The sequence below is a fragment of the Mycoplasma sp. 6934 genome, from assembly GCF_055523595.1.
The window spans coordinates 692,124-717,030 of the sequence record NZ_JBVFVE010000001.1 but is presented as its reverse complement, the minus strand read 5'-3'; the positions used below and the strand labels follow the sequence as shown (position 1 = coordinate 717,030).

Genomic DNA, 24,907 nt, shown 5'->3' with positions numbered 1-24,907 from the left:
TAAATGAACAATAAATACGTTATTACACTTGATTCAGGAACGACATCATGTCGTACACTTGTAATTAATCACGAAGGCCAAATTTTGGCAAGTAGCCAAGTTGAATTTGATCAACATTTTCCAAAATCTGGGTGAGTAGAACATGACCCACTTCAAATTTGGAATGTGCAACTTTCAACTATGCAATCTGCAAAGCATAAAGCAAAAATTAAATCTCATGACATCGCTGCCCTTGGCATCACCAACCAACGTGAAACTGTAGTTTTATGAGATAAAGAAACCGGTTTACCAGTATACAATGCAATTGTATGGCAAGACCGTCGCACTAGTGATTATTGTGAGACATTATTAGACACTGAGTGAGCTCAAAAAATCACAGATAAAACAGGACTAATTATTAACCCTTACTTTAGTGGTACAAAAATTAGATGAATTTTACAAAATGTGCCTGAAGCTAAGGAAAAATTAGCTGAAGGAAAACTATTAGCAGGTACCATAGATACTTGATTAATTTGAAAATTAACTGATGGAAAAGTACATGCCACAGATGTTTCAAATGCCTCAAGAACTATGTTATACAATATTCATACTCTAGATTGAGATCAAGAAATTTTAGATCTTTTTGAAATTCCTAAATCAATCTTACCAGAAGTAAAATCTTCATCAGAACACTATGGAATTGTAACCCCAACTTTATGATCAAATAAAGCGCTTGGTCAAGTGCCAATTACCGGTGTAGCTGGTGATCAACAATCAGCTTTATTTGGTCAAATGTGCACGGAAGTAGGAATGGTAAAAAATACTTATGGAACAGGATGTTTTACATTAGTAAATACCGGCACTACTGCTATTAAATCACAAAATAAATTATTAACAACTATTGCTTGAAAACTTGGTAATCAGCCAACAGTTTATGCATTAGAAGGTTCAGTTTTTATTGCTGGAGCAGCAATTCAATGATTAAGAGATTCAATTAGAATAATTTATAATTCAGCTGAATCAGATTTCTTTGCCTCATTAGTAAATGATGATCAAAGAGTTTATGTAGTGCCTTCATTTACAGGGCTTGGTGCACCATATTGAGATTCAAATTCACGTGGAGCTATTTTTGGTTTAGAACGTGGAACTAAACGTGAACATTTAGTTAAAGCAACTCTTGATTCAATTGCTTACCAATCAAATGATTTAATTCAAGCAATGCAAAAAGATTTAGGTAAACCAATCATTCAATTAAAAGTAGATGGTGGAGCATCAAAATCAAATTACTTAATGCAATTCCAAGCATCTATTTCGAATTTAAAAGTAGAAAGACCTTCAAATACTGAAACTACTGGCTTAGGTGCTTCATACCTTGCTGGTTTAGCCGTGGGGTATTGAAAGAGTATTGAAGAAGTAAAAAAACTTAACCAACCAGATAGGGTTTTTGAACCTAATTTAACTAAACAAGAAACAGATAAGTTACTTAAAGGATGAGAATTATCTGTTAAGAAAACTTTAAATTGAACTAAAGATTTAGAATAGGAAAATGTATGTTATATTTATCAGAATTTATTGGAACAATGCTACTTATTATTCTTGGTAATGGTGTAGTGTACAGCGTTTCAGGAAAACGTATGTTTGCTAATCAACCGGGAAAATGAATCGTTATTGCACTTGCATGAGGTTTAGCAGTGCTTGTTGCGGCTACCGTTGGTGTTGCAATGGGAGGACCTGCTCATTTAAACACAGCAGTTACGATCTTTTCGCTAGTTTCAAATAGTTTTAAAAATGCTAAAGAACTAGCTTATATTCCATTGCAAATTTTAGGTGCAATGGTTGGACAAATCATTCTTAACTTTATTAATTGAAAACATATTCAAGAAACTGACCTTGGTTCAGTACGGGGAGCTCACTGCACTGGTCCAGCTTATGACAACTTCAAAGAAAAAGCGGTTATCTTTAACTTTGCATATGAATTAGTAGGAACACTTTTATTAGTTGGTGTTATTTTAGCTTTAGGAAGCAAGAACCTTATTACTTTTGGATGAGCTCAAGGTCCATTACCTGTTGCATTATTAGTTATGGTAATTGGAATGTCACTTGGATCATCAACAGGTTATGCAATTAACCCAGCCAGGGACTTAGGACCTAGAATTGTTTATTTATTAATGGAAAAAACAGTCTTAGCACCACGTAAAAAAGAACATGTTGGAGCTAACTGATCATACTCATGAGTACCAGTTGCAGCGCCAATGCTTGGTGGAATATTAATTGGTGCAATTGCGCTTGCAGTTTAACAAAAATAAGATAAAATTAAATTTGTGCATTTTACCCTGCACAAATTTATTCATGTTTATAGGAAAAATTAGTGTCTTTTAGTTATAAAAATCTAAATTTTAAGGCATTAAAACTATACGTGAAGGATATTATTTATATGATAGAACAGAGGTTAAATTTTGAAGATAAATTTATCTAAAGCAAAAATGATTATTAAGTCAATTCATCAGGAGTTGACTGATCAATTAGATTATATTACACAATTAGATCTAGTAACAGGTGATGGGGACCATGGATCTAATATTTTAAGAGGTTTTGATGCTTGCATCAAACTTGATGCAAGCATTCAAACTTTAGAAAGTTATTTTGCCAGCCTTGGTAAAATGTTAATGACAAAGGTGGGCGGTGCAAGTGGTCCTTTATATGGAATGTCATTTTTAAATGCTTCGAAAGCTTTTGCCAACTTAGAAGTTATTTCATGAGATGCATTTAAGAACTTTACAAAAAGCTTTGCAAATACTTTAGAAACTTTAGGAAAAGTAAAATTAAATGATAAAACAATGTATGATATTTGAAGACCTTTTAGCATAAAAGTATTTGAGTATAATTATTTTGATTCAAAGCTAAAAACTGACTTATTAGCATACTTAGAAAACCTTGTTGAAGCAACTAAAGATATGGTTGCTTCGCGGGGCAGAGCTGCTTATTTAAAAGCTCATTCAACAGGATCTATTGATCCTGGTGCATACACCACTGCAATTATTTTAAAAAACTTTGTAAGGGAACTTTAAAGTATGGTTAAAGCTAAATTATTTATTTTAGTTAGTCATTATCAAAAATTGGCATTAACACTAGCTGAATATTTAACTAAGATGTTGCCTCTTAACAATGAGTTTGTTAAAATTGAAGCATTAGGCGGTGTAAATAATGGCCAAGAATTAGGTACAGAACCAATGCAAATTTATGAATTAATTCAAGTTAATCCAGAATTTGAGGAAATTTTTATTTTTTCTGACCTTGGTTCAGCTACTTTGGGAGCTGAGTCAATAGCAATGCTTTTACCAGATAAAAAGATTCATGTTGCTAAAGGAGCATTTGTGGAAAATACCTTTGGAGCATATGTTTTAGCTAATTCTGGTGCGGGTTTTGATGAAATAGTTCAAGCTTCACATGAACCATTAGCTAAATAATATAAAAAATAAACATCACAACTAAATTTGATGTTTATTTTTCTATTTTTTGTTTTTTGCCTTTATTTTTTTTTTTTTTTGTTTTAAAAAAATTTAATATAATTTATATGTTAGTTTGAAAAATCTTAATAAATTTAAATAATTTAAAAGTAAACAGGAGTACAAATGACAAAAAAACAATGAATATTATTAGGTGGTGGGCTTGCCTTAGGTGCAGCAGTAGTAACTACTGCAACTATTATTGCGGTTACTAGCACAAATAAAACTAATACCCAAACAAACCCACAACCTGAACAACAATTTACAGTAAATAACAATTTAATTTTAAGTAAAACTGTAAGTTCTTTAACAACAAATGATGAATCAGCTCTTAATGCAGCCTTATCAGCATTTGCATCTTTATCACCAGAGAACCAAGCAAACTTGGTTAGTGAAAAAGTTAAGTTAGATCAATTAAAATACCAAATGGCTGATTTAAAGAAACTTGAATCATTTAGAGCAACTCATAAAACAATTTTAGCTAAAACTAAATCTAATGTTACTGTTGCTGATCGTAGCCTTGTTGAAGCAGGATATACAGCTTATTATTCTATCTTAGGCGAAGTGTCTGATGCTACAACTAAATTAGCTGCTGAAAAAACTAAGTTAGATGATTTATCAGCAAAAATTAGAGAATTAGAAACCGAACAAAATAAGAGCCAAGCATATACTAATGAAGCTGATGAATTCAAAAGAGTTAATGCTAAAATACTCGCTAAAACAAAAGCAAACGTTGCAATTAGCGATAAAAACGAAGTGGATTTTGCACTTAATTGATATGACGGTTTAGCTGCTTCAGTTAAAAGCATGTTAACAAATGAACATACCAGATTGCAAGAATTAAAAACCCAAATCCTAACTTTAGAGGCAGAAGTTAAATATCGCGAAGATCACAGTGTTATTTTAAAAGAAACTGAAGAAGGTTTAATTTTAAAACTCAAAGACCTAGTATCTTCCGCCCTTACTGATTATGAATCATTAAATGCTGATAATAAAACTAAACTTACTAGTGAAAAACTATTATTAGAAAAATTAAGTGCCCAAGTTACTAAACTTGAAACTTTAAAAGCAGAAGTAACTAGTGCTTACCAAACTAGAATTTTAATCCAAGAGAAAAAACAAGAGTTTGAAACAAATGTTAATGACGATAAAACCTTGGCTCAATATAATGAGCTTAAAGAATCAATTGAACCTTACTTAACATCAATTTATGAAACTACCAAACAAAAAATAACTAGTGAGCTAGGAGATACACCCGAAGCTAAAGAATTATTAACTAAAGCTGAAGAAATTAATAAAAAACCATCTTGAAATGATCAGGAAATGAAAGATCTTGAAAAAGAGGTGGAGAAAGCTAAGGAAAAACAAAATAGTCAAGAGAAGAAACTAATTAATGATGTTATGCTTAAAAAACCAACAATTGATCAAGCTAAAAATGAAATTCTATTTTATTTAAATTACGGAACTGATGGATCAAAGATCCAAGAATTTGCACATAAATTTGTTAAAGTAAAAGTGGTTATAAATCAAAATAATGAAGAATTCGTTCAGGAGACTACACAGTCAATTAAAAATCCACAGTGAGAAAGCGGTGATTTAGTAGAAAGACTTAAGATTAGATCTGGAACTAAAGTAGACCTTGGTAAATGAAAAGAGGATAAAAATCAAAAAACTTCAGAAACTAATAGTAAACCTTTAGAAAGTAAAAATGGTACAGAAAGAAATGGATCTACTAATGCTACTAATGCTACTAATGCTCAGTTCACTGCAACTATTTACTTTAAAGACGAAGATGACAAAGAGTATCTATACGAAGTTATAACTCATAATCCAGAAACTAAATCAGACCAACCAGAAGCTGCTGCTGCTGCTGCAGCATAAGATATGCTAATAAATTTTCTAAAATAACGGATTTGGTCCGTTATTTTTAAACATATTTTTATTTTTTTAGTATAATGTAAATTATTTAAAATTTATATTATCAAGGAGAAATTTGAAAAAAATTGTTTTAATTGTTATTGATGGTTTAGGCCTTAGAAAACAAACCCAAGGCAATGGTTTTGCCCTAGCAAATACACCAACATTTGACCATCTCTTTACAACTTACCCTAATTCTATTATTCAAGCTTCAGGAGAGGCTGTCGGCCTACCTGAAGGTCAAATGGGTAATTCAGAAGTAGGTCATTTAAATATTGGTGCCGGAACAATTGTTTATACCGGATTATCATTAATTAAAAAAGCTTTAGCTGATGGAACTTACAAAGATACTAAAACTTTTTTTGATGTTTTTCAAGATGTTTTGAAAAATAATACCACATTACACTTAATGGGATTATTATCACCTGGCGGTGTTCACTCATTAGAAGATCATTTATTTGAGCTATTACATGCTGCATATAATTATGGACTTAAAAAAGTCGCAGTCCATGTCTTTGGTGATGGCAGGGATGTAGCGCCTCAATCAATTAAAGAATCATTAAATAAATTACAATTAATTTGTGATAAATATGGTTATAAAATAGCATCAATTTCTGGTAGATTTTACGCGATGGATCGCGATAAAATGTTTGATAGAGTATTTCAAGCTTATGATGCTATTTTGGGAAATGCAAAAGTAAGTTATATTGATCCTGTAACATATGTTCAGGATCAATATAAACAAGAGATCTCTGATGAATTCTTCATTCCAGCTATTAACCAAACTTTAAACCAAGATTATTTTGTTAAAGATCATGACTCAATTATTTTCTTTAACTTTAGACCAGATAGAGCTCGTCAACTAACCCATCTATTTATTAATTCAAACTTATATGATGTTAAAGCACCAAAGCAAGTAAAAATTAATAAATTTGCTTCAATGATGAAATATGAAGGGTTAGATACTTTAATTGCTTTTAGTGAAATGGATATTCCAATGCCAATTGGAAAAGTTTTAGAACTAGAAAATAAAAGTCAGCTAAGAATTGCAGAAACCCAAAAATATGCACACGTAACTTTCTTTATGGATGGGGGAAAAGATATTGAGTTTAAAAACTCAAAGCGTATTATGGTTGATTCTTTAAAAGTTGAATCTTATGCAAAAGCTCCCCATATGTCAGCAGAAGGAATTACTGATCAACTGCTAGAAAATGCTTTAAATTATGATTTAACGATTATGAACTATGCAAACCCTGATATGGTTGGTCATACTGGCGATCTACAGGCTACTATTAAAGCTATTGAATTTTTAGATACTCAATTTGCTCGTATCATAGAATGAGCAAATAAAAACAATGTAACTGTTTTTATTACAGCTGATCATGGTAATGCTGAAATTACAGAAGATGAACAGGGCAATCCAGCTACTAAACATACCAGCAGCCCCGTTATGTTAATTTGCAGTGATAAAAGTATTAAACTTAGAGATGGTATTTTAGCTAATATTGCACCAACAGTTCTAGATTATATGGGTATTAGAAAACCAAATGAAATGGACCAGGATTCATTATTAATTAAGTAGTAAAAAGATAGATTTTAAAAATCTATCTTTTTTAATATTTAACAAATAAATTAATTTAGTTCATAGTTGAACATAATATTCTATATATAAAAAGTCCGACATCTAAATGTCGGCTTTTGTTCAATTTAATCTATGATTTTTGTCCATGATCTCAAATAACTTTTTCCCCTGTGTCAATGTTAAGCAATGATATGGTTCAGCTTTTTGGATCTAGAGTTGTCTTTGTGTTTGTGAAAGTTGTTTTAACTTTTAAGACGTAGTCGCTTCCTTCAGTCTTAATTCCTAAAGTACTATCACTATAGTTGAAGATTTGTTTAGTCTCAGTTAAAATACTTTCATCTGCTGCAGTGATTTGAATTTCAAAATGTGTATATTTTTTTTGTAGTTCCTGGATTTTGTTATTATCAGTAACTAACTTAAATTTCCATTCTTGTGAACTTGATTCAAATTCAGGTTTAGCTATTAATACAGACTCAATAAAGTCTCTTTTAGCTTTTAATTCCCCAGCATTTTCCTTAGCTTTCTCCACCTCTTTTTCAAGATCTTTCATTTCCTGATCATTTCAAGATGGTTTTTTATTAATTTCTTCAGCTTTAGTTAATAATTCTTTAGCTTCGGGTGTATCTCCTAGCTCACTAGTTATTTTTTGTTTGGTAGTTTCATAAATTGATGTTAAGTAAGGTTCAATTGATTCTTTAAGCTCATTATATTGAGCCAAGGTTTTATCGTCATTAACATTTGTTTCAAACTCTTGTTTTTTCTCTTGGATTAAAATTCTAGTTTGGTAAGCACTAGTTACTTCTGCTTTTAAAGTTTCAAGTTTAGTAACTTGGGCACTTAATTTTTCTAATAATAGTTTTTCACTAGTAAGTTTAGTTTTATTATCAGCATTTAATGATTCATAATCAGTAAGGGCGGAAGATACTAGGTCTTTGAGTTAATAATATAAAAAAAGATAGATCTAAATCTATCTTTTTAAAATTAAGAATAAAAAACTTATTGTATTATATGGCGGGGGTTAAAGGAATCGAACCCTTACTTGCAGTTTTGGAGACTGTAGCACTGCCATTATACTAAACCCCCGTTTAGTAATATAATTATATACTATTATTATAAATTTAATAATAGTATTTTATTTACTGCTGTTTTTTGGAAAAGTCACTTGCGAGATGTTAACAAAATAATTGTCTTTTAATTTTAACATAATTTTTAGATAAAAAAATGTATGCGAAAACAGAAAACACGGCAGTGTTTTCTCGTTGGTTTTGCTTACTTTTGCCAAAAGTAAGGCCCCTTTGATTGCAATCAAAGGCGGGGGGGGGATTAAAAAAATTTTAGGTTATAAACATGGACAGCAAAATTTAACATTTTAGTTATTTATAATTCCATAGCAAATTGCTGTGGAGTTTTTCAGTTTAAGTTTGATTGAATTCGGTCATTGTTGTACCAAATTACATATTCTTGTATCATATCATTAAGTTCATTAAATGTTATTTTTGAATAATCTAAATCATTTAATAATTCAGTTTTAATGATTCCAAACCAATATTCAATTTCTCGATTATCAAGAGAATTTCCCACTCTTGATAACGAAATAATCCCACCAAGATTTTTAACTTCTTTAATATATTGATGATGTGTATATTGAAAGCCATGATCTGAGTGAATGATAAAATTTTTGTATTTGTATTGCTTTAATGAATTTAAATTGTCTAAAACTAGTTCTAGATTATTACTTTTTGATAATTTAAAACCAACAATTTGTTTAGTTTTATGAGACAAAATTGCAGACAAATAAACGTGTGATTCTAACACATCTTTTGGCGCTTTTATATATGAAACATCAGTTGCATAAATATTTCGATTGTTTTGATCATTATAATCACGATTTACGAAGTTATCAATCTGAGTAGATAGATTTTTAATTTCTTTTCGTTTTGATTTTTGTCTAAGCTTACATTTTAGGCCTAAAAGGTTCATATATCTCCCTAATGAACGTTCGTTTATATCTATTTTGTATTTTTTAGATATGTAAACACTTAGTTTTAACCTTCCATATCTTGACTTTGTTTCTGCGAACGATTTTTCGATTACATCACTATATTTAGGGAGTTTTTGTGCAATTTTAATATTTTGAGTTTTAGAAATTGTTTGTCTAGAAATGCCAAAAACTTCTGCAAGCTTAACATAACTTATACTAAAACTTTTAGATTCAATAACTTTCTTACTTTTAGGTAATTCGTTGGTAATTTCATAATATCTTTTAGCTATTTGTAACAAATCATCACGATCAAAAATATCTCAATTTGGTTCTCTTTTCGTCTTAGGTTTGCCGCTTCCTTTTTTGCGGCTTTCCCCTTTCTTTGTCTGTAATAAGTCTTCCATACCTAAATTATAATACTTAATTATTTTATTAATTCTAACTTTTACACTATTTCTTTGTAAGTTTTTTGTTTCTGGTGATATTTGGTAAATAGCTTGGAAAGCACCTGGGAAACCTGATTTTTGATATTCTTCATATATTTTTGCAAATTCTTCTTTCTTTAAATGTCTTGACATAATTTATCCTTTCAAAAAAATTCTTCGTTGGTACCAACGAATGGTAACAGAAAAGCTAACATTTACATGTTAACTTTTCTGTCCGGCTTTATTATCTTATATTTCCGGACAACTTGCCGATAGTTATTTATTTTTTCCATCATATAATCAATTTCTTGCTGAGAGTATTTATCTAAGCTTTTTCCTTTGGGAATGTAATACCTAATTAAGCGGTGCATATTTTCTATTGAACCTTTTTGTCATGAACTATATGGTTGGCATTTAAATAATCTTTCAGTTGGAATAACCTGGTGCAATAAGACGTTTTCACTACCATTATCAACTGTTAAAGTTTTAATGTCTAAGTTATGTTTCTTGATTAGTTTTAAAAGAGTTTGTTTGATAGCTTTGGAGTTGCGTTTTGAAAGCATAGCATAAGAGATTCTGGTTTGCCGTTCAATTATCGTCACAATACAATAGGTATCATTGATTTTACCAATAACGGTGTCTAATTCAAAATGACCATGTCCAGAGCGATCATTAATATAAGCTGGACGTTTTGAAATTTCTGTAGCATATTTTAATGTTTTAGGTTTGGTTTGTTTCTTCTTCCTTATGCCATATTTGCCTTCAGATTTTTTAACAATGTGGTCAAATTCAAGGAAATAAGGGTATTTTTTAATTATTTTATAAATTGTACTAGGCGAAGGAGCAAATTCATCAGGGGATAATTTTTTAAAAGAATTCACAAGATAGGTAACTGATTTCTTAACTTCTTTTTGCTGCAAATTCTTTTTGTTTCTATTTTTATTGTATGTATTAAGCTCACTATACCAATACTTTCTGTAGGTCTTTCATTTCTCTTTAATTGCATCACTTACAAAAAAGAGTCGCGAAAATGAATAGCCTAATAAATGTTCGTATAGCTTTGCAAAATTAAGAGTTTTAACACGCATTACTCTTTTTGAACACTTAGGACAAACATAGCGATTGTGTTTATCTAAACTAAGTGGTCTGCGATTTGTAATAATTTAGATTTTGCTTTTTATACTTCGAATGTCTCTATCAAATATCTTGGCTACTTCTTGGATTGAGAAGCCTTCAGAAAGTTCTTGTAAAATATTATAAAGTTGTTCTAGATCGATTTGATCTGATCGTAATTTTCGATGCGACTCAAGAGCTCCTTGCATTTTCAAGATAGTGTTGTAATTCTCTTCAATTTTAAAATGTTGATATTTATTTTCTTTTCGATATTTGTCAAAAACACAAATATATTTTTCTAAATTTTTCATATAATTTTAAAGTCTCCTTTCATTTTTTTAAAATTTATTAATACAACTATTTTATTACAAGGCAGACAAAAACAATGTCGCATGCAAAAAATCTTGCATGTGACATTTCCAATTAATATTTTATTTACTGCTTGATATTATATATATTTATCAGAATGTGTTTTAATAATATTGTAGAATAACTACTTTTTTGAACTACATTTTTAATTTTCTGCCCAGACTGTTGGGGTTAATCTTTTTTTATTTTTTGATTTATATTATGATGCTTTTGTTGCAAAAAAAAGATAATGAAAAAACAAACCAAAAAAATTTTTTTCTTCTTTGGCAACTAAATTGGAAAATTTATATATTTTTTGATGTTTTTACTGTCTAAAAAATCAGAACATAATTATTTATATCATTACATTAACTACAAAATTTCAAAATGAAACAAAAAGATTTTTAACCCCCCGCCCTTGATTGCAATCAAGGGGGCCTTACTTTTGAAAAAGTAAGCAATACTTCCAGAAAACACGGGCCCGTGTTTTCTATTTTTATTATTCTCTTTTTTATTAAAAAGTATTAAAATTAATATGCATCAATTTTTATTTCATCATTGATGCTTCTGTGTAATGTTCGAAGTATCTCTAAATACTCAGCCATAATCTTATTGGCTTCAAGGTTATTTCCTTGTGCATTCACAGAGACACTATTAAACTTTGAGATGTATAATTCAAGAGTTTTAAAAAATGAGCTTGTTTTCTTATGGATAAATGCTAGTTTTCCAACGGCAGGGATAGAATAATCTAAACCTTTCTCAAGAGCTCACATTTCTGTAAAGCTTAGATATTTTCCATTAGGTTCTTTGGCAAAGTATTTTTTTCCATTATATTTAAAATACAAATTATCATCAGAAGAATGTACTAACACAACATCAGAATTATAAGGAAATATAATCCTTTTGTCATGAATATCGAAAGCTGCAAGGTTTTGACCTTGGTACCTAACAACGCCATTTAAAACTTTTCTATTAATCTCTAAATCAACGGCTCAATTGCCGTTTTTCTTTCCTTCTTTTTGAAAAACATTATGTTTATAGACAGGGAAGAAATATTCGGACAAAATCCGAATATTTTTAATATAAAGAAAAAGAGGTAGTTATGAGACATTTAAAGACTAAAGAATGAGTTAAAATTTTTGACTTATACGATAAATACTTGAACCTGGTAATAACCAAAGCAGAATTTGAAAATTTCTGTTTTGACATCAGAAAAGCATACTGAAATAAAGAATCAATGAAAAATATGTTAAAGAAAAGAAAACTGTATAATTTAAATATGAACATAGAATCACAAAGCGGTAAATCACCCAAGAAAGATAAAGGTGTTGGGAGAAAGAAAAAGAAAGTTCTCGATTATACATGAATTAATACTCTTAAAGATGATGAAAAAGATGCAGTTATAAAATACTACTATCGAATTTTTAATGAAAATAATATTGATGCAGATATTAAAAATATTAAAGAAATTGAAAATCTTTCATCAAAATACAAGGCAAAAATTTTTTTAATAGCAAGATCCACATATTATGAGAAATTGAAAGATAACAACAAAGCTAAAGAGATAAATGTCAAACACAAAGAAATAATTTTTAAAAGTTTTGTCGAAAATAAAGAAAGGTATGGACGAAGGAGGCTTGCTAAATATATTTTCCAAGAATATAATATTCAAATAAATCCTAGAACCCTTGGGAATTATATGAAAAAACTTAATTTAAAAACATTTGTTAGACAAAAACGTAAAAACAAAGAATCTAAAAATACTTGTGTTAAAGTGCCTGATTTAGTAAAACGAGATTATAATTCAATCAACAATAATATATATGCAACAGACGTGACCTACATACCAGCACCAAAAGACATTGAGCAAAATCATATTTATTTATCCGCAATTATCGACCATAAAACTAAGTTTGTGACCTATGAATTATCACTTAGAAATGATACCGAACTAATTTTGAATAATATCAGTAATACAAAATTCAAAAAAAATTTTATTTTACATTCTGACCATGGATCTGCTTATTCGTCGGTTGAATATACTAAAAAAATAGAATTGCTAAAAGGTAAAATATCAATGTCAAGAATTGGCAATAGTCTAGACAACCGTGAAATTGAATATTTCTTTTCAATTCTTAAAAGCGAGATTTTTCCAAATTTTGATCAAACCTGTAAAAGGCTTACTTTTATTGAATTATCACAAAAAATCAAAGAATTTATAAACTGATATAATTATAAAAGAATAAGATAAAAAAAACCTTCCCAAAGCATTCCGTTTGGCTTAGCCAAATGGTATGGTTGGGGAAGGTAAAACCGTCCGAAAAAAATTTCCCAGTTTATTAGAAATTATTTTTTTATTCCTCGTGTTGTAATAATTTTGAAATACTTCGTTATTTTGCTTTAAATCATTAATATCTTTATATCCGTTTTCATGAATTAATAATGGGTATTGGTCTAATGATGTTCTAAAAGATCTCTCAACGTGTGGTTTATGTTTAGGATTAGAAGAACTGAGTACTTCTATTCCTTTTTTATTTAAATCTTTTTCAAAAATTGTTTGTGTGTTTTCATTTCCCCAAAAAGTTCTTCTTTTATCAGTATAAATTTTCTTTGGAAATCCATATTTCTTAAATACTATTTCCAACAGTCTTTGATATCCTAATGTTGTTTCTTGTTCTTCAAATCATGCTGCTAATAATGTTCCAGTGGCAACATCAATTGCATGATAAAGATAGAATGGTTTATTATTTTTTAAATATGGTTCAAGCTGAGCATCGATTTCAACAATTTCACCAAATTCTAAATTTTTCTTTAGACCCAAAACTTGTCTTTGTTTTTCATTTTGTTTAATTTGTTTATAATATTTTTTTAATAGCAATGTTGTCTCTTGTGAAGTTTTCTTCTTTGATAATTTTGCTATTTTTCTTCCTCTTTTGGTTGTATGTATATTAAATAATCCTAATTGGTTGAATCTTCTTACCAGAGTTTTGTAAGAAATTTTTTGCCTTATAAAAGAACCATATTCTGAATAATAATAACTTTTAAACGAAAGTTGGTTATTTGTTAGAACACTATTTAAAATAATTTCACATGTTTTTAAATAATCTTTAAACACTAATTCAATTTCTGAATCGGTAACTTTACAACTTCTTTGTTGATTTTTATTTTTATGACTGATGTTAATTTCTTGATTACTTTTTATTATTTTTTTATATCTTTTTACAGTTGATACACTGAGCTTTGTAATTAAACTAAGTTGAGATAAAGATTTTTCAATATTAGCAGCAATTAATATGAGAGATTGCTGTTTTTTTAGTTCGTAGTTTGTTAAGTTTTTGTACTTATCTATGTTATGTTTGAATCTCATAAATAATTTATACCATATTTTAATTAAATTAGTTCATTTTCGGAGGGATTTATATATGGGCCTAAATAGTTGTCATTGGACACTAATTTAATTTAGCAATTAATACTAACATAAATTTTTACAACAAAATGGTATAATATGAGCATGAAAAAAGTGTCTAATAAAATCTTGAAATTTAATTTAAATGACATATCATTTTTTCCAAGGTGAACCTTAAAAAAAATGGCCTTTGTTTCAATTTTAATTGCAATATCGGTAAGTTTTTCGATTGTGGTTGTACAAATTATGCCATTTGTCATTATTCCTTCTTTTAAGATTGGTTTTATTAGTTTACCAATAAAAATAACCGGATTTATTTTTGGACCTTGGACAGGATTATTCGTTGGGTTAATTAGTGATTTTTTATCGATCTTATTTGTCCCCCCCGTGGGTTATAATTTACTCTATACAGTAGCTGCTGGCGTTAATGGATTTATTCCGGGAGTTTTTAGTGTTTACTTCTTATACTTTTTAAAAGAGGCTTTTGAATCTAATTATGCTAAAGATAAATTAAATAAAAAAATTAACTTGCTTGGAGTAAAATACCAAAAAGCAGTTTTGGATAATGACAAAGATAAAATTAATAAATATGCTTTATTAATTTTAAAATATGACCAAAAGATTCAGAATATTATTAATAATAAAAGTCAAAAAACTTTAATGAATGTGAATTTATTTGTTTCGCTTGCTTTTTTAATTTTATCTTTAGGAATTGTCTTATCAATCGTATTTTATTCCCCGCAACGTGTTATTGATCGTTCATTTATTAAGGATAAAAATATTTTACTTGCCTTAATGTCGTTTGGTTCGTTAACAATGGTAGTTTTTGTAATCTTTGGTAGATTTAAATTTAAACCAAAGTTTTACAATGTTTTATTACCAATCATTTCTTTTAGTGCTATTTTGGAATTAGCAAATTTACCAATTTTATCATATGCTGACTTATATTCATTTGGTGGATCTAACAAAGAAGATGTGTTTGTTTGATTAACTCAACATGTTCTACTCAGCCCAATTAAAATTTATTTCAATATTTTTGTAATTTATTTTGCATATTTAATTATTAGTGGATTAATTAACAAAAATTCTGAATTATCATATAAATAAACAATGCAAGATAAAAATTTATTAATTATTTCAAATATCTTTGCTAAACCCAAAAAAAGTAAATTTTGAATTTCTAAATTTCAAGATAAAAATTTAGAACATGATATTTATATTCCTGAAATTTATTTAGATAAAAAAGCTACAGGGTTTTTAATTCCCTCCCAAAATAAAAATTTGACTTTTGATAAATTAAAAAAGCTTTTAACCAAAGATCAAAAATCAAATATTTTTTTATATTCATATGAGCATAACTTACAAACTTACCAAAGCCATAAAGATCATTATAAACACCTTGCCTACTTAGATTTAAATAATTTATCTTTACAACAAACAACTAAAAACTCGTTTTATTTATTTTGAAAACAATGTATTAAAATCACAAAGCAAGAACTTGCTAACAAAAACAAAAATATTTTTGACACAAAATATTCCTTAAATACTAAAAATTACTTATTTCCTAAAATATACTTTTTTGCTAATCAATTGCAAGCTACAGGGAAAGAATTTAAACGCTTACTAGATTTATTTATTCAAAAACATAATTATAAAAATAGAGCATCATTAAATATTGATTTAATGCTTAATGATGCTTTTACTTGAATTAAAAATTATGAAGAAGAACTAACAAATTTATTTATTGAATTTTTTAGAGAGTTAAATCTTAGTTCACAAAAATTGCTTCATGATCTAGAAAATAATGAATTATTTTTCAAAGAACTAAAAATATTGAAAGATACCAAAGACATTTTTTACATTAGAAAAATTCATAATAAAACCTTGCTCCATGTGTATAATGATTTTAAAATAAAAGCTCTTGATCAAGAACTTAAAGCTATTAAAAAATACCAATTAGCTCTTAAAATTAAGAACCAAAAGTTTATTATTACTATTATTAAAAAGCAAAAAGAAAAATTAAGAATTATTAGAAATTATCTTAAAAACACAAATGATAATAATTTTGAAGCAAAATTTGATTTATATAAAAATAAATATTTTACAAATAATATTATAAAGTTTTGAACTAAAAATAAATCATATTTTGAATATTTAGAAGAGGATTTAATTTTTGATTTAGATAATCTAGTTAATGAAGAACTTAATTTATTCTTCGAAAAAATTCCATTTATTCCTAGTTCAAACAAATTTCATTTTTATAAACAAATTAAATTATTAAAAAAGAGTATTAGGTATGAACTTAATATTAACTTTACCAATTTTTATAATATCTCTTTAAATAATAAAAATAAGATTAATAATATTATTCAAAAATTAGAAAAATATAAAAAACAAGCTCGAAACTCATTTTTAGTAAAACAAAAAAAATTTAAAGATAAAGATAATAATCATATTTTACATTTAGCTGAACAAACAAAAACTAATAATGCTCAATTAGTATGGCAACAGCGTAAAGCATTAGAATTATTCAAAAAAAAATTAGAAGCACGTGAACTAAAATTAGTACGTATTTTAAAAAATTTAAAAAGTTTTCAAAATCTCACTAATAGATTTTACAAATATGTATCTAAACTTGCTTTTGCTTCAAAACTTGATCAAAAACAAAGTAACTTGTTAGATGAAATTAAATCTAAGAGATATTTAAATCACATTGTTAACTTTAGTTTTTACTTTTTTGATAAAATAGCTAATTTTATACTTTCTAAATATAAAGCTAATTATACATTTAAAGAATTATATTTTTCAATTTTAAAATTTATTGAAGTTTATAGGTCACTTGGATTAAATTTATCTGATTATTTTATTGATTGTAATTTATTACCAACCTTAAATTTATTTAAATTAAATTTAGGGTTTCAATCATTAAAAAAACCTAGATTCATATTTATTAATGATCTTGAGATAAGCGGAAATAATGATTATATGGATCAAATCCAAAACATCTTAATAAACCTTGCAAAAGCTTATAATTTTAATTATGTTTTTATATCTCATGATTTTAAATATTTAACTAAATATTACTCAGAAATTTATGTTTTTAATGACTTTACCCTGTTAGAACTTGGATCGACCCAAAACATTCTTGCTAATCCAATTAACCCAACTGTGAAAAGCTTAATCATTAGTAATCATATAGATTATTCGCAAGATAATTATTCCAAAGCTAATTTTATTAATTTTAGTTTTTTTAGAATAACTAATAATGAATATCATTATATTTTTATTAATTGATCTAACTTTATATTGTGAACATTAAAAACAGTTAATATGCAAGAAGGATCTGAAGATGATGTTAAAGATTCTGAATTATATAATGCTGTTATAGAACTAGATTTTTCAATTGATGAAATAGAAAATATGCCAAGTTTATATTACTTAGAAAACAACCGACACTTATTGAAAGATTATTGGGCATGGTTAATTAAAGATAGAAATGAGAATTTTAACATTTTTATTAATGACTTAAATTATTAAAAAATTCGGCTTTAAAACCGAATTTTATAATTTTGTTATTTCGATAACAGGGGTTTTTTGCTTGCTTTGACTTTCTATTACCTTAAAAGCTATCGTTTCATCTAAGACAAAACGAGAATTTTTATATAGTTTTGGTTTATTAACTTTATTAGTCAATCACTGGTATAAATACATGTCTAATTCATTTTCGTTAAGTAAGTTTTCATCAATTTCTAATTGTTTAAAAACTTCGCTCATTTTAACGTCTTCTTTAATACGTGCTCGTTCTAATGATATTTCATAGATTTTATGATCATCATCATATTCATCATATATTTCGCCTACTATTTCTTCAATAATATCTTCAATGGTAATAATACCAATAATATTTGATGAAGAATTATTTTCAACTACAAATGCCATTTGGGCACGTTCGGCACGCATTTTTTCTAGTGCGCTTGATAAAATTGAATTAGCTGACACATTTGGTACTCTTTTAATATAATTCATAATTTTCCCTCGTTGTAAGTGAAAAATATCTTTTAATAATAAAATACCTATTAATTGACCACCATGCATAACAGGCAAACGTGAATAATTTGTTTCTTTGAAAATTTCAAGTGCTTCTTTTACAGATGATCTAAAACTAATAGATGTAACATCTTTTAGTTTTATATAGTGAGAAGACACTTTAGTTGAATCTAGGTCTAAGGCTTTTTGTGCTAACATGCTTTCGCCTGCTTGCAGCACTCCTTCTTCTTGGGCTAAGTTAATAATACTTTTTAAATCTTCTTCAGAATTAGTTACATAAACCCTTGTTGTTAGTTTTGAAAAAGGCCAAGTAAGAATTCAAAAAATTCAAAAGTTAACATCAATATACCAACTAAAGAATTGTAAGTATTTTTTGGGATTTTTCTTTGCAATTAATTTGGGTGTGATTTCGCCAAATAAAACCAACAAAGGAGTTACTAAACAAATTGAGATAATTAACCGGCTTGTTTCATTAGTAAGTAATAATCCTAGCATATAAGATGTTAAAGTGGCAGAAGCTACATTAACTAAATTATTGGCTATTAAGATAGTTGTTAAGATGCGGTTAAATCTTTTGTGGTGTTTTTCAATGAGTTTAGATGATTTTTCATTATTTTCTTTCATTTCGTGAATTTTAACCGCAGATAATGATGAATACGCTGTTTCACAACCACTATAAATTGCACTTAATAAAAATAAGAGTAATAGCCCAACGATAATACCTACAAAAAGTGGAATATTTAAGGTAACTTGGTTAGTTAAGGCTGATGTTGCTTGTTGAGTTGAGGCATACCTCGAGTATATGTCCATGATTCTCCTAATATTTTCGTTCGTAGAAGGTTACTTTGGCACCTTCATAAAGTAATTCACCTTCTCCAATTGGGCCACTACGGTTTTTAGCAATGGATAAATCAGTTAGAATATGTGAATTAAAACTATTGAATTGGTCTTGATTATTATCTGGTTTTAATTTTGTTTGATTACGACTTAAAAAGATTACAATATCAGCATCTTGCTCTATGGCTCCTGATTCTCTTAGATCACTTAATTGCGGCTTTTTATTTTCGCGACTTTCAACAGTTCTTGATAATTGTGATAAAGCTAAAATTGGAATTTTTAAATCAATTGCTAAAACTTTTAAAGCTCTTGAAATTTGCGCTACTTCATTTTGACGATTACCACTAAATTCACTACCTGAGATTAATTGTAAGTAATCAACAATCAACAAACTCAATCCATTTTTGTTTGTGGTTTGTATTTCTTTGTGCAATTGTTTAATTTTTCAAACTAAATCTGAAATTTTGCTTGAAGTATTATCATCAAAATGTAAATTAGTAATATTTTTATTGCGTGAAATAACTGATCTTAATATGACTAAGTCATTTTGTTCTAATAATTTGGGTTTTTGTAATTTACCAAGGTTAATTGAAGCTAAAGATGAATAAAACCGGGTGGTTAATTCAGTATAAGGCATTTCTAATGAAATAAATGCACAACTATATGGCCTAATAATTTGTCCTTGTGTATCAACTTGTTCTTCTTGGGTAATATTTTTAGCTATATTTAATGCAAGGGCAGTTTTACCTACCCCGGGTCTTGCTGCTAAAATAATTAATTGTCCAGGTTTAAAGCCTTGGATTAAATTATCAATTAAATCATAACCAGTTTTTAATCCTTCATTAGTATCATTCACTAATCCTTGTGATATTAATTCTTCAAATTCTTGGGTTGCTTCATTAAATGGAATAAAAGAACTATTTTGTAAAGATGAAGAATAGTTTTCTTCTAAGAAGGTGGTAAAATCTTGAACTGAATCTTGAAAGTTTAAATTTTTTTTAGTGTTTAAGGCTTTAAGCGAGGCTTGGTAAAAAGCTTCTAAATTACGCATTTTGAGCAATTCAATTAATTGCTCAATTTTATCTAAAAAATTATCAGCATTAGCAAATAATGAATTAATTTCATTAATTAAAGCACTAGTTACTTTTGGGTATTTGTGTTTTAAGTCTTCAGCTTCAACAAATTCCTGAATTTCGTAATAATCGTTAAAAACCCCAACTCCATGGATGTTTTTATTACGTTTTTCATTAATAAATTCAAAAAGTTGCTTATTATCATCATGATAAAAGTGTTCACCAGTTAAATATTGGCAAGCAGTTTGTTGTCTATTTGCATCATCCATCATTAAGTTTAAAACACTTTTTTCGGTTAAATCATCATTGAATAAGGTTTGTTGGTTATTTAAAAATTCAAAGCTTTCAAAATTATGGTATTTTCTAATATGTTTTTTTCTATTTTTTTTCATTAGTAATGTTTAAGAATATGTGTAAAGTTGCTTCAATTTCTTTGTAGATATAAACTTTAATTTCATGATTTCCATGTGAAACTAGGTGGATTTTTTGTAATGCATGTTTAGGTAATGAAAAGCCTAGTTCTTTAAGTTTTTTATCAATATCTTTAGCAGAAATTGAACCGTGCACATTTAAATTCCCGTTTTTGTCAATCGTTGATGATAATTGGAATTTTAATGTTAAATCTTCTATTTTAGATTTTAATTCATATGCGTGAGAACGTTTTTCGTGCTCATCAGCAACTAAATTATCTAAAACTTTATTTAATTTAGCTAAATTTGTTTCATTATAAGCAACTGCAAAACCTTTTTTTATTAAAAAGTTGGTACCGTATCCAGCTGATACTTTAATTATGGTATTCGCTTTACCATCTTTACAATCTTTAGTTAATATTACTTTCATTTTTAATTAATCTCCCTGTGGTTGTTATAGCATGTTTGACATTATCAACAAATGTTTCCAAATCTTCTTGACTAGTCGCGGCTGCTGCATTAAAATGACCACCACCTCCAACAGCCTCGCAGATAATTTGAACATTTGTATTAATGCCTCTTGCACTTAGTTTATAGATATTTTTTTTATTTTCTAACTTAGCAATAACAAAAGAAGCAATTCTTCCTTTGATACGTAAGATTTCATTTGCTGCTATTGAAATTTCATCATTCGAGGCTTCAATATTAGAATATGCTAAGAAATGTCCTTTTTTAATTTCGTAAATATTTTCAATCAATGATTGAATTTTATCATTAGTGCTGTGGTCTATTTTTAATACTTCAACACTTCGAGATGAACTAGCATTTTGACTTTGCAATCATGATGCAGCTGCAAAGGTACTTGAAGTTACTGATTTTGAAAATTGGCTTGTATCAAGCATAATTCCATTGAGCAACATTTGAGCGGCTAATTTAGATAAAACAAACTTATTTTCTAAAAAGGTAAGAATTTCTGTCACGATTTGGCAAGTACTTGAAGAACTTGTTTCAACATAACAATTAGTTTTTAGTGCAAAATCAGTTTGTTTTAATAAACGATGGTGGTCGAGTATAAAAATATTTTCACGTTTCACATTTATAATTGCCTTTGGATTATCAGTTCGCTCAGGATCAGCCACATCAACAAAGATAATTAGTGAATTAATATTGGTATTTTTTAAAGCAAAACTAGAATTATAAACAATGTTATTTTTGGGAATTTTATAATCTTTAATCATTTGAGTAGTAGTTGAATCAAAAGCATCTGAAATAATATAAGGTTTCTTTTTAAAATGTTTAACTAGTTCATAAACAGCATAAGCGGCACCCCAAGCATCTAAATCTGCTAATTGGTGACCATAAATAAAAACTTGATCAATACTTTCATCTAAAAGTTTTTGTTCTAATTGCTCTGCCAGATACCTAATACGTGTTTTTGAATTATCTTTTAAAACTTCAGTATTTGAACCTAAGAAAAAAGTTGGTACAAAGTTTGTTTGAATAGCTATTTGATCTCCACCACGGGACTGAGCTTGAGTCAAAGCATTTTTGGCTTTTTCGATTTTTGTTTTTAGTGATATTCATCCGTAAGAAAATCCTCCGCTAATAGTTAGTTTTTTAACTAATTTATCACTAAGAGCATTTTTTATATTAAAAAATAAATTAAAGTTTTCGTTAATTAATTTATGAATACTTTCTTCATTTGTAAAAATCAAGAATTTACCATTTGTATATTGCCGATAAATAAAATTATACTTTTGACTATATTCACTTAGCACAGTTACTAAAATACTATTAATTTTAAATAATTGTTCTTCAGATAAAATTGACTGATATAGCAAATAGTTATCAATTTCAATTTCACCAATAACTGGCATTTGTTCTTGTGCTTGAGTTTTATAAATATTTTCACTCGTTACATCACGAAAAATTAATAAATGCTCTGCTGGAAAAATTTGCAATTGGAAATATTGATCCTTAAAATTAATTAATAAGTATTTATCAAAAGGTAATTTATTATTTACTAAATTTGGATCAAGAGTTTTAATCATATTGGCTAAATTCACTCCAATAAAATCTTGACCAAATGTTGTTTTAATATAGTTTGTAGTTCAAATTATTTCATGGTTAGTATTATAAATGCACATGCCAAGATTATTTTGGTCTAAAATATCATATAAAATTTTATTAAATGAAGTATCAATTATTTTCTTGTTTTTGGCAAAATTTCTTGCTCCCCAATAAACAATCAAAATTGTTATTGTTAATAACGAAATAATTGCAACCGAAATAATAGCAGAAACAATTGCCTTATTATAGTCATTTAGTGATGTTAAAATTATTATAATACTTAGCAATAGTGAAAGTATCCCAGGAATCAGTCAAATTAATGATTTTTTACTAAATTTCATTTTTACTTCCTTTACTTTATATATATAAATACTTAATAATTTATATTATAACATTTTTAAACTTTTATGGCTTTCTTTTGTGTAAAAAAAGATCTTAATGATCTTTTATTTGTGTTCGTGAAAAGAAAGGATTAAGGTAGCAATAATCACTCCTAAAAATAAAATTGCCAATGTAATTAATCATTTATGTTTACTAAAATGTTGGTGGTAAAATTCGGGAAAAAATTCCACTAATGATGTGAAAATAAATATTCCGCCAACTCCTGCATATAACATTGCTTTACCAGAGTAATCAATTGAGCCACCTGCAAACATGCCTATTACCATAAAAGGTAAAAATAAAAACAAACCTAAGAATGATAATAATAGTGCTTTAATAGGTGTATAGCCAGATTCTTTTAACCTTATATAAAAAACAATTTCTTCAGGTATTAAATGAATAATTAATGAAAAAAAGTAAGCAAATGTAATTGAATAGTTAACTTCACCAATTTCATTTGGGGTAAATAAACTGAGGTTGTAACCTAATAACAAACCTTCGGGGATTCGGTGAGTTAAAAGTAATAATAAAGCGATAATTTTTAGTTTTGCCTCTGTTTTTTTAAATATTGTCGAATTGGCAATGTCTATTTTATCTTGAGAATTGAAAATATAATCTTCATGAATGTGCTGATGATGTTCATGATCATCACTATGATCATGAACAAAAACACTAAGCGATTTATGTGTCAAAAGTTTTTTGTTAAATTGATATGATAAAACAAATTTAATAAAAAAAGCAAATGCAAGGCCAATTATTAAACCGACAACCACAAACAAAATATTATATCCATATAATGTGCTTTTACTATAGTCACGTCCAAATGTTTTAGATACAAATAAATATGAATTTTCAAGGGCTTCACGTAAAAACCCAAAGGTTGCTAGGACAATAAAAAAACCTGTCGAAAAAGCATATACATAAATACTAAATGATTTTTTCGATAAATATTTATTTAAAAAAGGTAAGAATAATGAAATTAAAATTGGTATTAGAAGCATTGCTGCTAAAAATATTAAAATTAACAGGAGTTTTGCTATTATTTCATTATTTAAGTTATTTGATAAAGAGTTATATAAAGTTTCGATTCAACGCATTATAAGTTATGTTTAATTTCAATATTATGATACACTTCTTGAACATCGTCATCATCTTTAAGTTTATCAACAAATTCAAGCAATTTTTTCTCTTTTTCTGAATCGTATTCAACATACATATTTGGAATATATGTTACTTCACATTGGGTGAAGTTTTCAACACTTAAAGCTGCTTCAACGGCATTTTTTAAATTACTGAAGTTTTCGGGTGAGCAAGTTAAGATAAATGAAGCATCAGTCTCTTGTACATCTTGTGCATTATTTTCTAAGGCAACAAAAGTTACTTCATCATTTGAATAATCTTGTTTTTCAAATTCAATAACGCCTCTTTTATCAAAAGCAAATGGCAATTGCCCAGTCTTTCCTAAAGTTGCATTTTGTTTGTTGAAATATGCCTGAATATTTGATTTAACACGATTTACATTATCACTTAAAGCAACAACGATAAAAGTTGCTCCACCACTTACTGTAGCATTGAATAATAATTCAGTATACGTTTCTGAATTTTTAGAACCTTTAGCCTTCGCAATAGCCCTTTCAATATTATCTTTTGGCATATTTTTTGCTTTAGCTTTAGTAATTGCTAATTTTAAAGCTGGGTTCATATCTGGGTCTGGCCCAAGAGATGCTGCTACAAAAATTTCTTTTGAAAGTTTTTGGAATATTTTTCCTCTTGCTGCATCTTGTGCTCCCTTACGGTGTGCAATATTTGCTGAATGTGAATGTCCTGCCATA

Annotated in this window: 21 protein-coding genes and 1 tRNA gene; 9 read left to right on the top strand and 13 right to left on the bottom strand. The window is 27.9% G+C overall.

Annotation, left to right across the window (positions count from 1 at the left end; genetic code table 4):
• The first annotated feature begins 3 nt into the window (after positions 1-3).
• From glpK to gpmI, 6 genes are all read left to right on the top strand, one after another.
• On the top strand, positions 4-1,521 hold the full coding sequence (glpK, locus tag AC0B4S_RS03050; protein WP_465101642.1) for a glycerol kinase GlpK: 1,518 nt from the start codon (positions 4-6) through the stop codon (positions 1,519-1,521).
• 8 nt (positions 1,522-1,529) lie between these two features.
• A complete protein-coding gene (locus AC0B4S_RS03045) occupies positions 1,530-2,276 on the top strand; it encodes an MIP/aquaporin family protein (RefSeq protein ID WP_465101641.1) in 747 nt (248 codons plus the stop codon).
• A 159-nt stretch (positions 2,277-2,435) separates the two neighbouring features.
• Entirely contained in the window at positions 2,436-3,047 is a 612-nt protein-coding gene (gene dhaL / locus AC0B4S_RS03040) for a dihydroxyacetone kinase subunit DhaL (RefSeq protein ID WP_465101640.1), read from the top strand.
• Positions 3,048-3,050: 3 nt separating this feature from the next.
• A complete protein-coding gene (locus AC0B4S_RS03035) occupies positions 3,051-3,446 on the top strand; it encodes a PTS sugar transporter subunit IIA domain-containing protein (RefSeq protein ID WP_465101639.1) in 396 nt (131 codons plus the stop codon).
• Between the two features lie 165 nt (positions 3,447-3,611).
• Complete coding sequence (locus AC0B4S_RS03030; RefSeq protein WP_465101638.1) at positions 3,612-5,366, top strand: hypothetical protein; 1,755 nt, start codon at positions 3,612-3,614, stop codon at positions 5,364-5,366.
• A 112-nt stretch (positions 5,367-5,478) separates the two neighbouring features.
• Positions 5,479-6,984 (top strand): 2,3-bisphosphoglycerate-independent phosphoglycerate mutase, encoded by a 1,506-nt coding sequence (gpmI, locus tag AC0B4S_RS03025; RefSeq protein WP_465101637.1) that lies wholly within the window; start codon positions 5,479-5,481, stop codon positions 6,982-6,984.
• Positions 6,985-7,114: 130 nt separating this feature from the next.
• Here gpmI and AC0B4S_RS03020 read toward each other — a convergent pair whose 3' ends face one another.
• The 6 genes from AC0B4S_RS03020 to AC0B4S_RS02995 all read right to left on the bottom strand — a co-directional run bounded on the left by AC0B4S_RS03020 (position 7,115) and on the right by AC0B4S_RS02995 (position 11,915).
• Complete coding sequence (locus tag AC0B4S_RS03020) at positions 7,115-7,702, bottom strand: hypothetical protein (RefSeq protein WP_465101636.1); 588 nt, start codon at positions 7,700-7,702, stop codon at positions 7,115-7,117.
• Positions 7,703-7,993: 291 nt separating this feature from the next.
• Positions 7,994-8,067: transfer RNA gene (locus tag AC0B4S_RS03015), tRNA-Trp, on the bottom strand.
• Positions 8,068-8,361: 294 nt separating this feature from the next.
• On the bottom strand, positions 8,362-9,543 hold the full coding sequence (locus AC0B4S_RS03010; RefSeq protein WP_465101581.1) for an IS3 family transposase: 1,182 nt from the start codon (positions 9,541-9,543) through the stop codon (positions 8,362-8,364).
• Positions 9,544-9,605: 62 nt separating this feature from the next.
• Positions 9,606-10,478: an IS30 family transposase gene (locus AC0B4S_RS03005; RefSeq protein ID WP_465101635.1), complete on the bottom strand. Its 873-nt coding sequence runs from the start codon at positions 10,476-10,478 to the stop codon at positions 9,606-9,608.
• A 75-nt stretch (positions 10,479-10,553) separates the two neighbouring features.
• Positions 10,554-10,814: a hypothetical protein gene (locus AC0B4S_RS03000; protein WP_465101634.1), complete on the bottom strand. Its 261-nt coding sequence runs from the start codon at positions 10,812-10,814 to the stop codon at positions 10,554-10,556.
• Positions 10,815-11,381: 567 nt separating this feature from the next.
• A complete protein-coding gene (locus AC0B4S_RS02995) occupies positions 11,382-11,915 on the bottom strand; it encodes a hypothetical protein (RefSeq protein WP_465101633.1) in 534 nt (177 codons plus the stop codon).
• A 38-nt stretch (positions 11,916-11,953) separates the two neighbouring features.
• On the opposite strand from AC0B4S_RS02995, the gene AC0B4S_RS02990 reads away from it, so the two are divergent.
• Entirely contained in the window at positions 11,954-13,102 is a 1,149-nt protein-coding gene (locus AC0B4S_RS02990) for an IS3 family transposase (protein WP_465101219.1), read from the top strand.
• A 30-nt stretch (positions 13,103-13,132) separates the two neighbouring features.
• Here AC0B4S_RS02990 and AC0B4S_RS02985 read toward each other — a convergent pair whose 3' ends face one another.
• Complete coding sequence (locus AC0B4S_RS02985; RefSeq protein WP_465101632.1) at positions 13,133-14,218, bottom strand: transposase family protein; 1,086 nt, start codon at positions 14,216-14,218, stop codon at positions 13,133-13,135.
• Between the two features lie 144 nt (positions 14,219-14,362).
• Here AC0B4S_RS02985 and AC0B4S_RS02980 point away from each other — a divergent pair, with 144 nt between their 5' ends.
• Both AC0B4S_RS02980 and AC0B4S_RS02975 read left to right on the top strand, forming a co-directional pair.
• The gene (locus AC0B4S_RS02980; protein ID WP_465101631.1) at positions 14,363-15,364 is read left to right on the top strand and encodes an ECF transporter S component; all 1,002 of its coding nucleotides are present in this window, start codon (positions 14,363-14,365) and stop codon (positions 15,362-15,364) included.
• Positions 15,365-15,367: 3 nt separating this feature from the next.
• A complete protein-coding gene (locus AC0B4S_RS02975; RefSeq protein WP_465101630.1) occupies positions 15,368-17,794 on the top strand; it encodes an MAG1360 family OppF-related protein in 2,427 nt (808 codons plus the stop codon).
• 24 nt (positions 17,795-17,818) lie between these two features.
• On the opposite strand, the gene AC0B4S_RS02970 is transcribed toward AC0B4S_RS02975, so the two are convergent.
• The 6 genes from AC0B4S_RS02970 to AC0B4S_RS02945 all read right to left on the bottom strand — a co-directional run bounded on the left by AC0B4S_RS02970 (position 17,819) and on the right by AC0B4S_RS02945 (position 24,906).
• Positions 17,819-19,114 (bottom strand): CNNM domain-containing protein, encoded by a 1,296-nt coding sequence (locus AC0B4S_RS02970; RefSeq protein ID WP_465101629.1) that lies wholly within the window; start codon positions 19,112-19,114, stop codon positions 17,819-17,821.
• 7 nt (positions 19,115-19,121) lie between these two features.
• Positions 19,122-20,606, bottom strand: a complete 1,485-nt coding sequence (locus tag AC0B4S_RS02965; RefSeq protein ID WP_465101628.1) for a replicative DNA helicase — start codon at positions 20,604-20,606, stop codon at positions 19,122-19,124.
• Entirely contained in the window at positions 20,593-21,054 is a 462-nt protein-coding gene (gene rplI / locus AC0B4S_RS02960) for a 50S ribosomal protein L9 (RefSeq protein WP_465101627.1), read from the bottom strand. Before rplI ends, AC0B4S_RS02965 begins: the two co-directional genes overlap by 14 nt.
• Positions 21,035-23,035: a GGDEF domain-containing protein gene (locus AC0B4S_RS02955; protein WP_465101626.1), complete on the bottom strand. Its 2,001-nt coding sequence runs from the start codon at positions 23,033-23,035 to the stop codon at positions 21,035-21,037. Before AC0B4S_RS02955 ends, rplI begins: the two co-directional genes overlap by 20 nt.
• A 105-nt stretch (positions 23,036-23,140) precedes the next feature.
• Positions 23,141-24,172, bottom strand: coding sequence for a ZIP family metal transporter (locus tag AC0B4S_RS02950; protein WP_465101625.1), 1,032 nt, complete (start codon positions 24,170-24,172; stop codon positions 23,141-23,143).
• A complete protein-coding gene (locus tag AC0B4S_RS02945; RefSeq protein WP_465101624.1) occupies positions 24,172-24,906 on the bottom strand; it encodes a YebC/PmpR family DNA-binding transcriptional regulator in 735 nt (244 codons plus the stop codon). The genes AC0B4S_RS02950 and AC0B4S_RS02945 overlap by 1 nt, the downstream gene beginning before the upstream one ends.
• Position 24,907 lies beyond the last annotated feature (1 nt).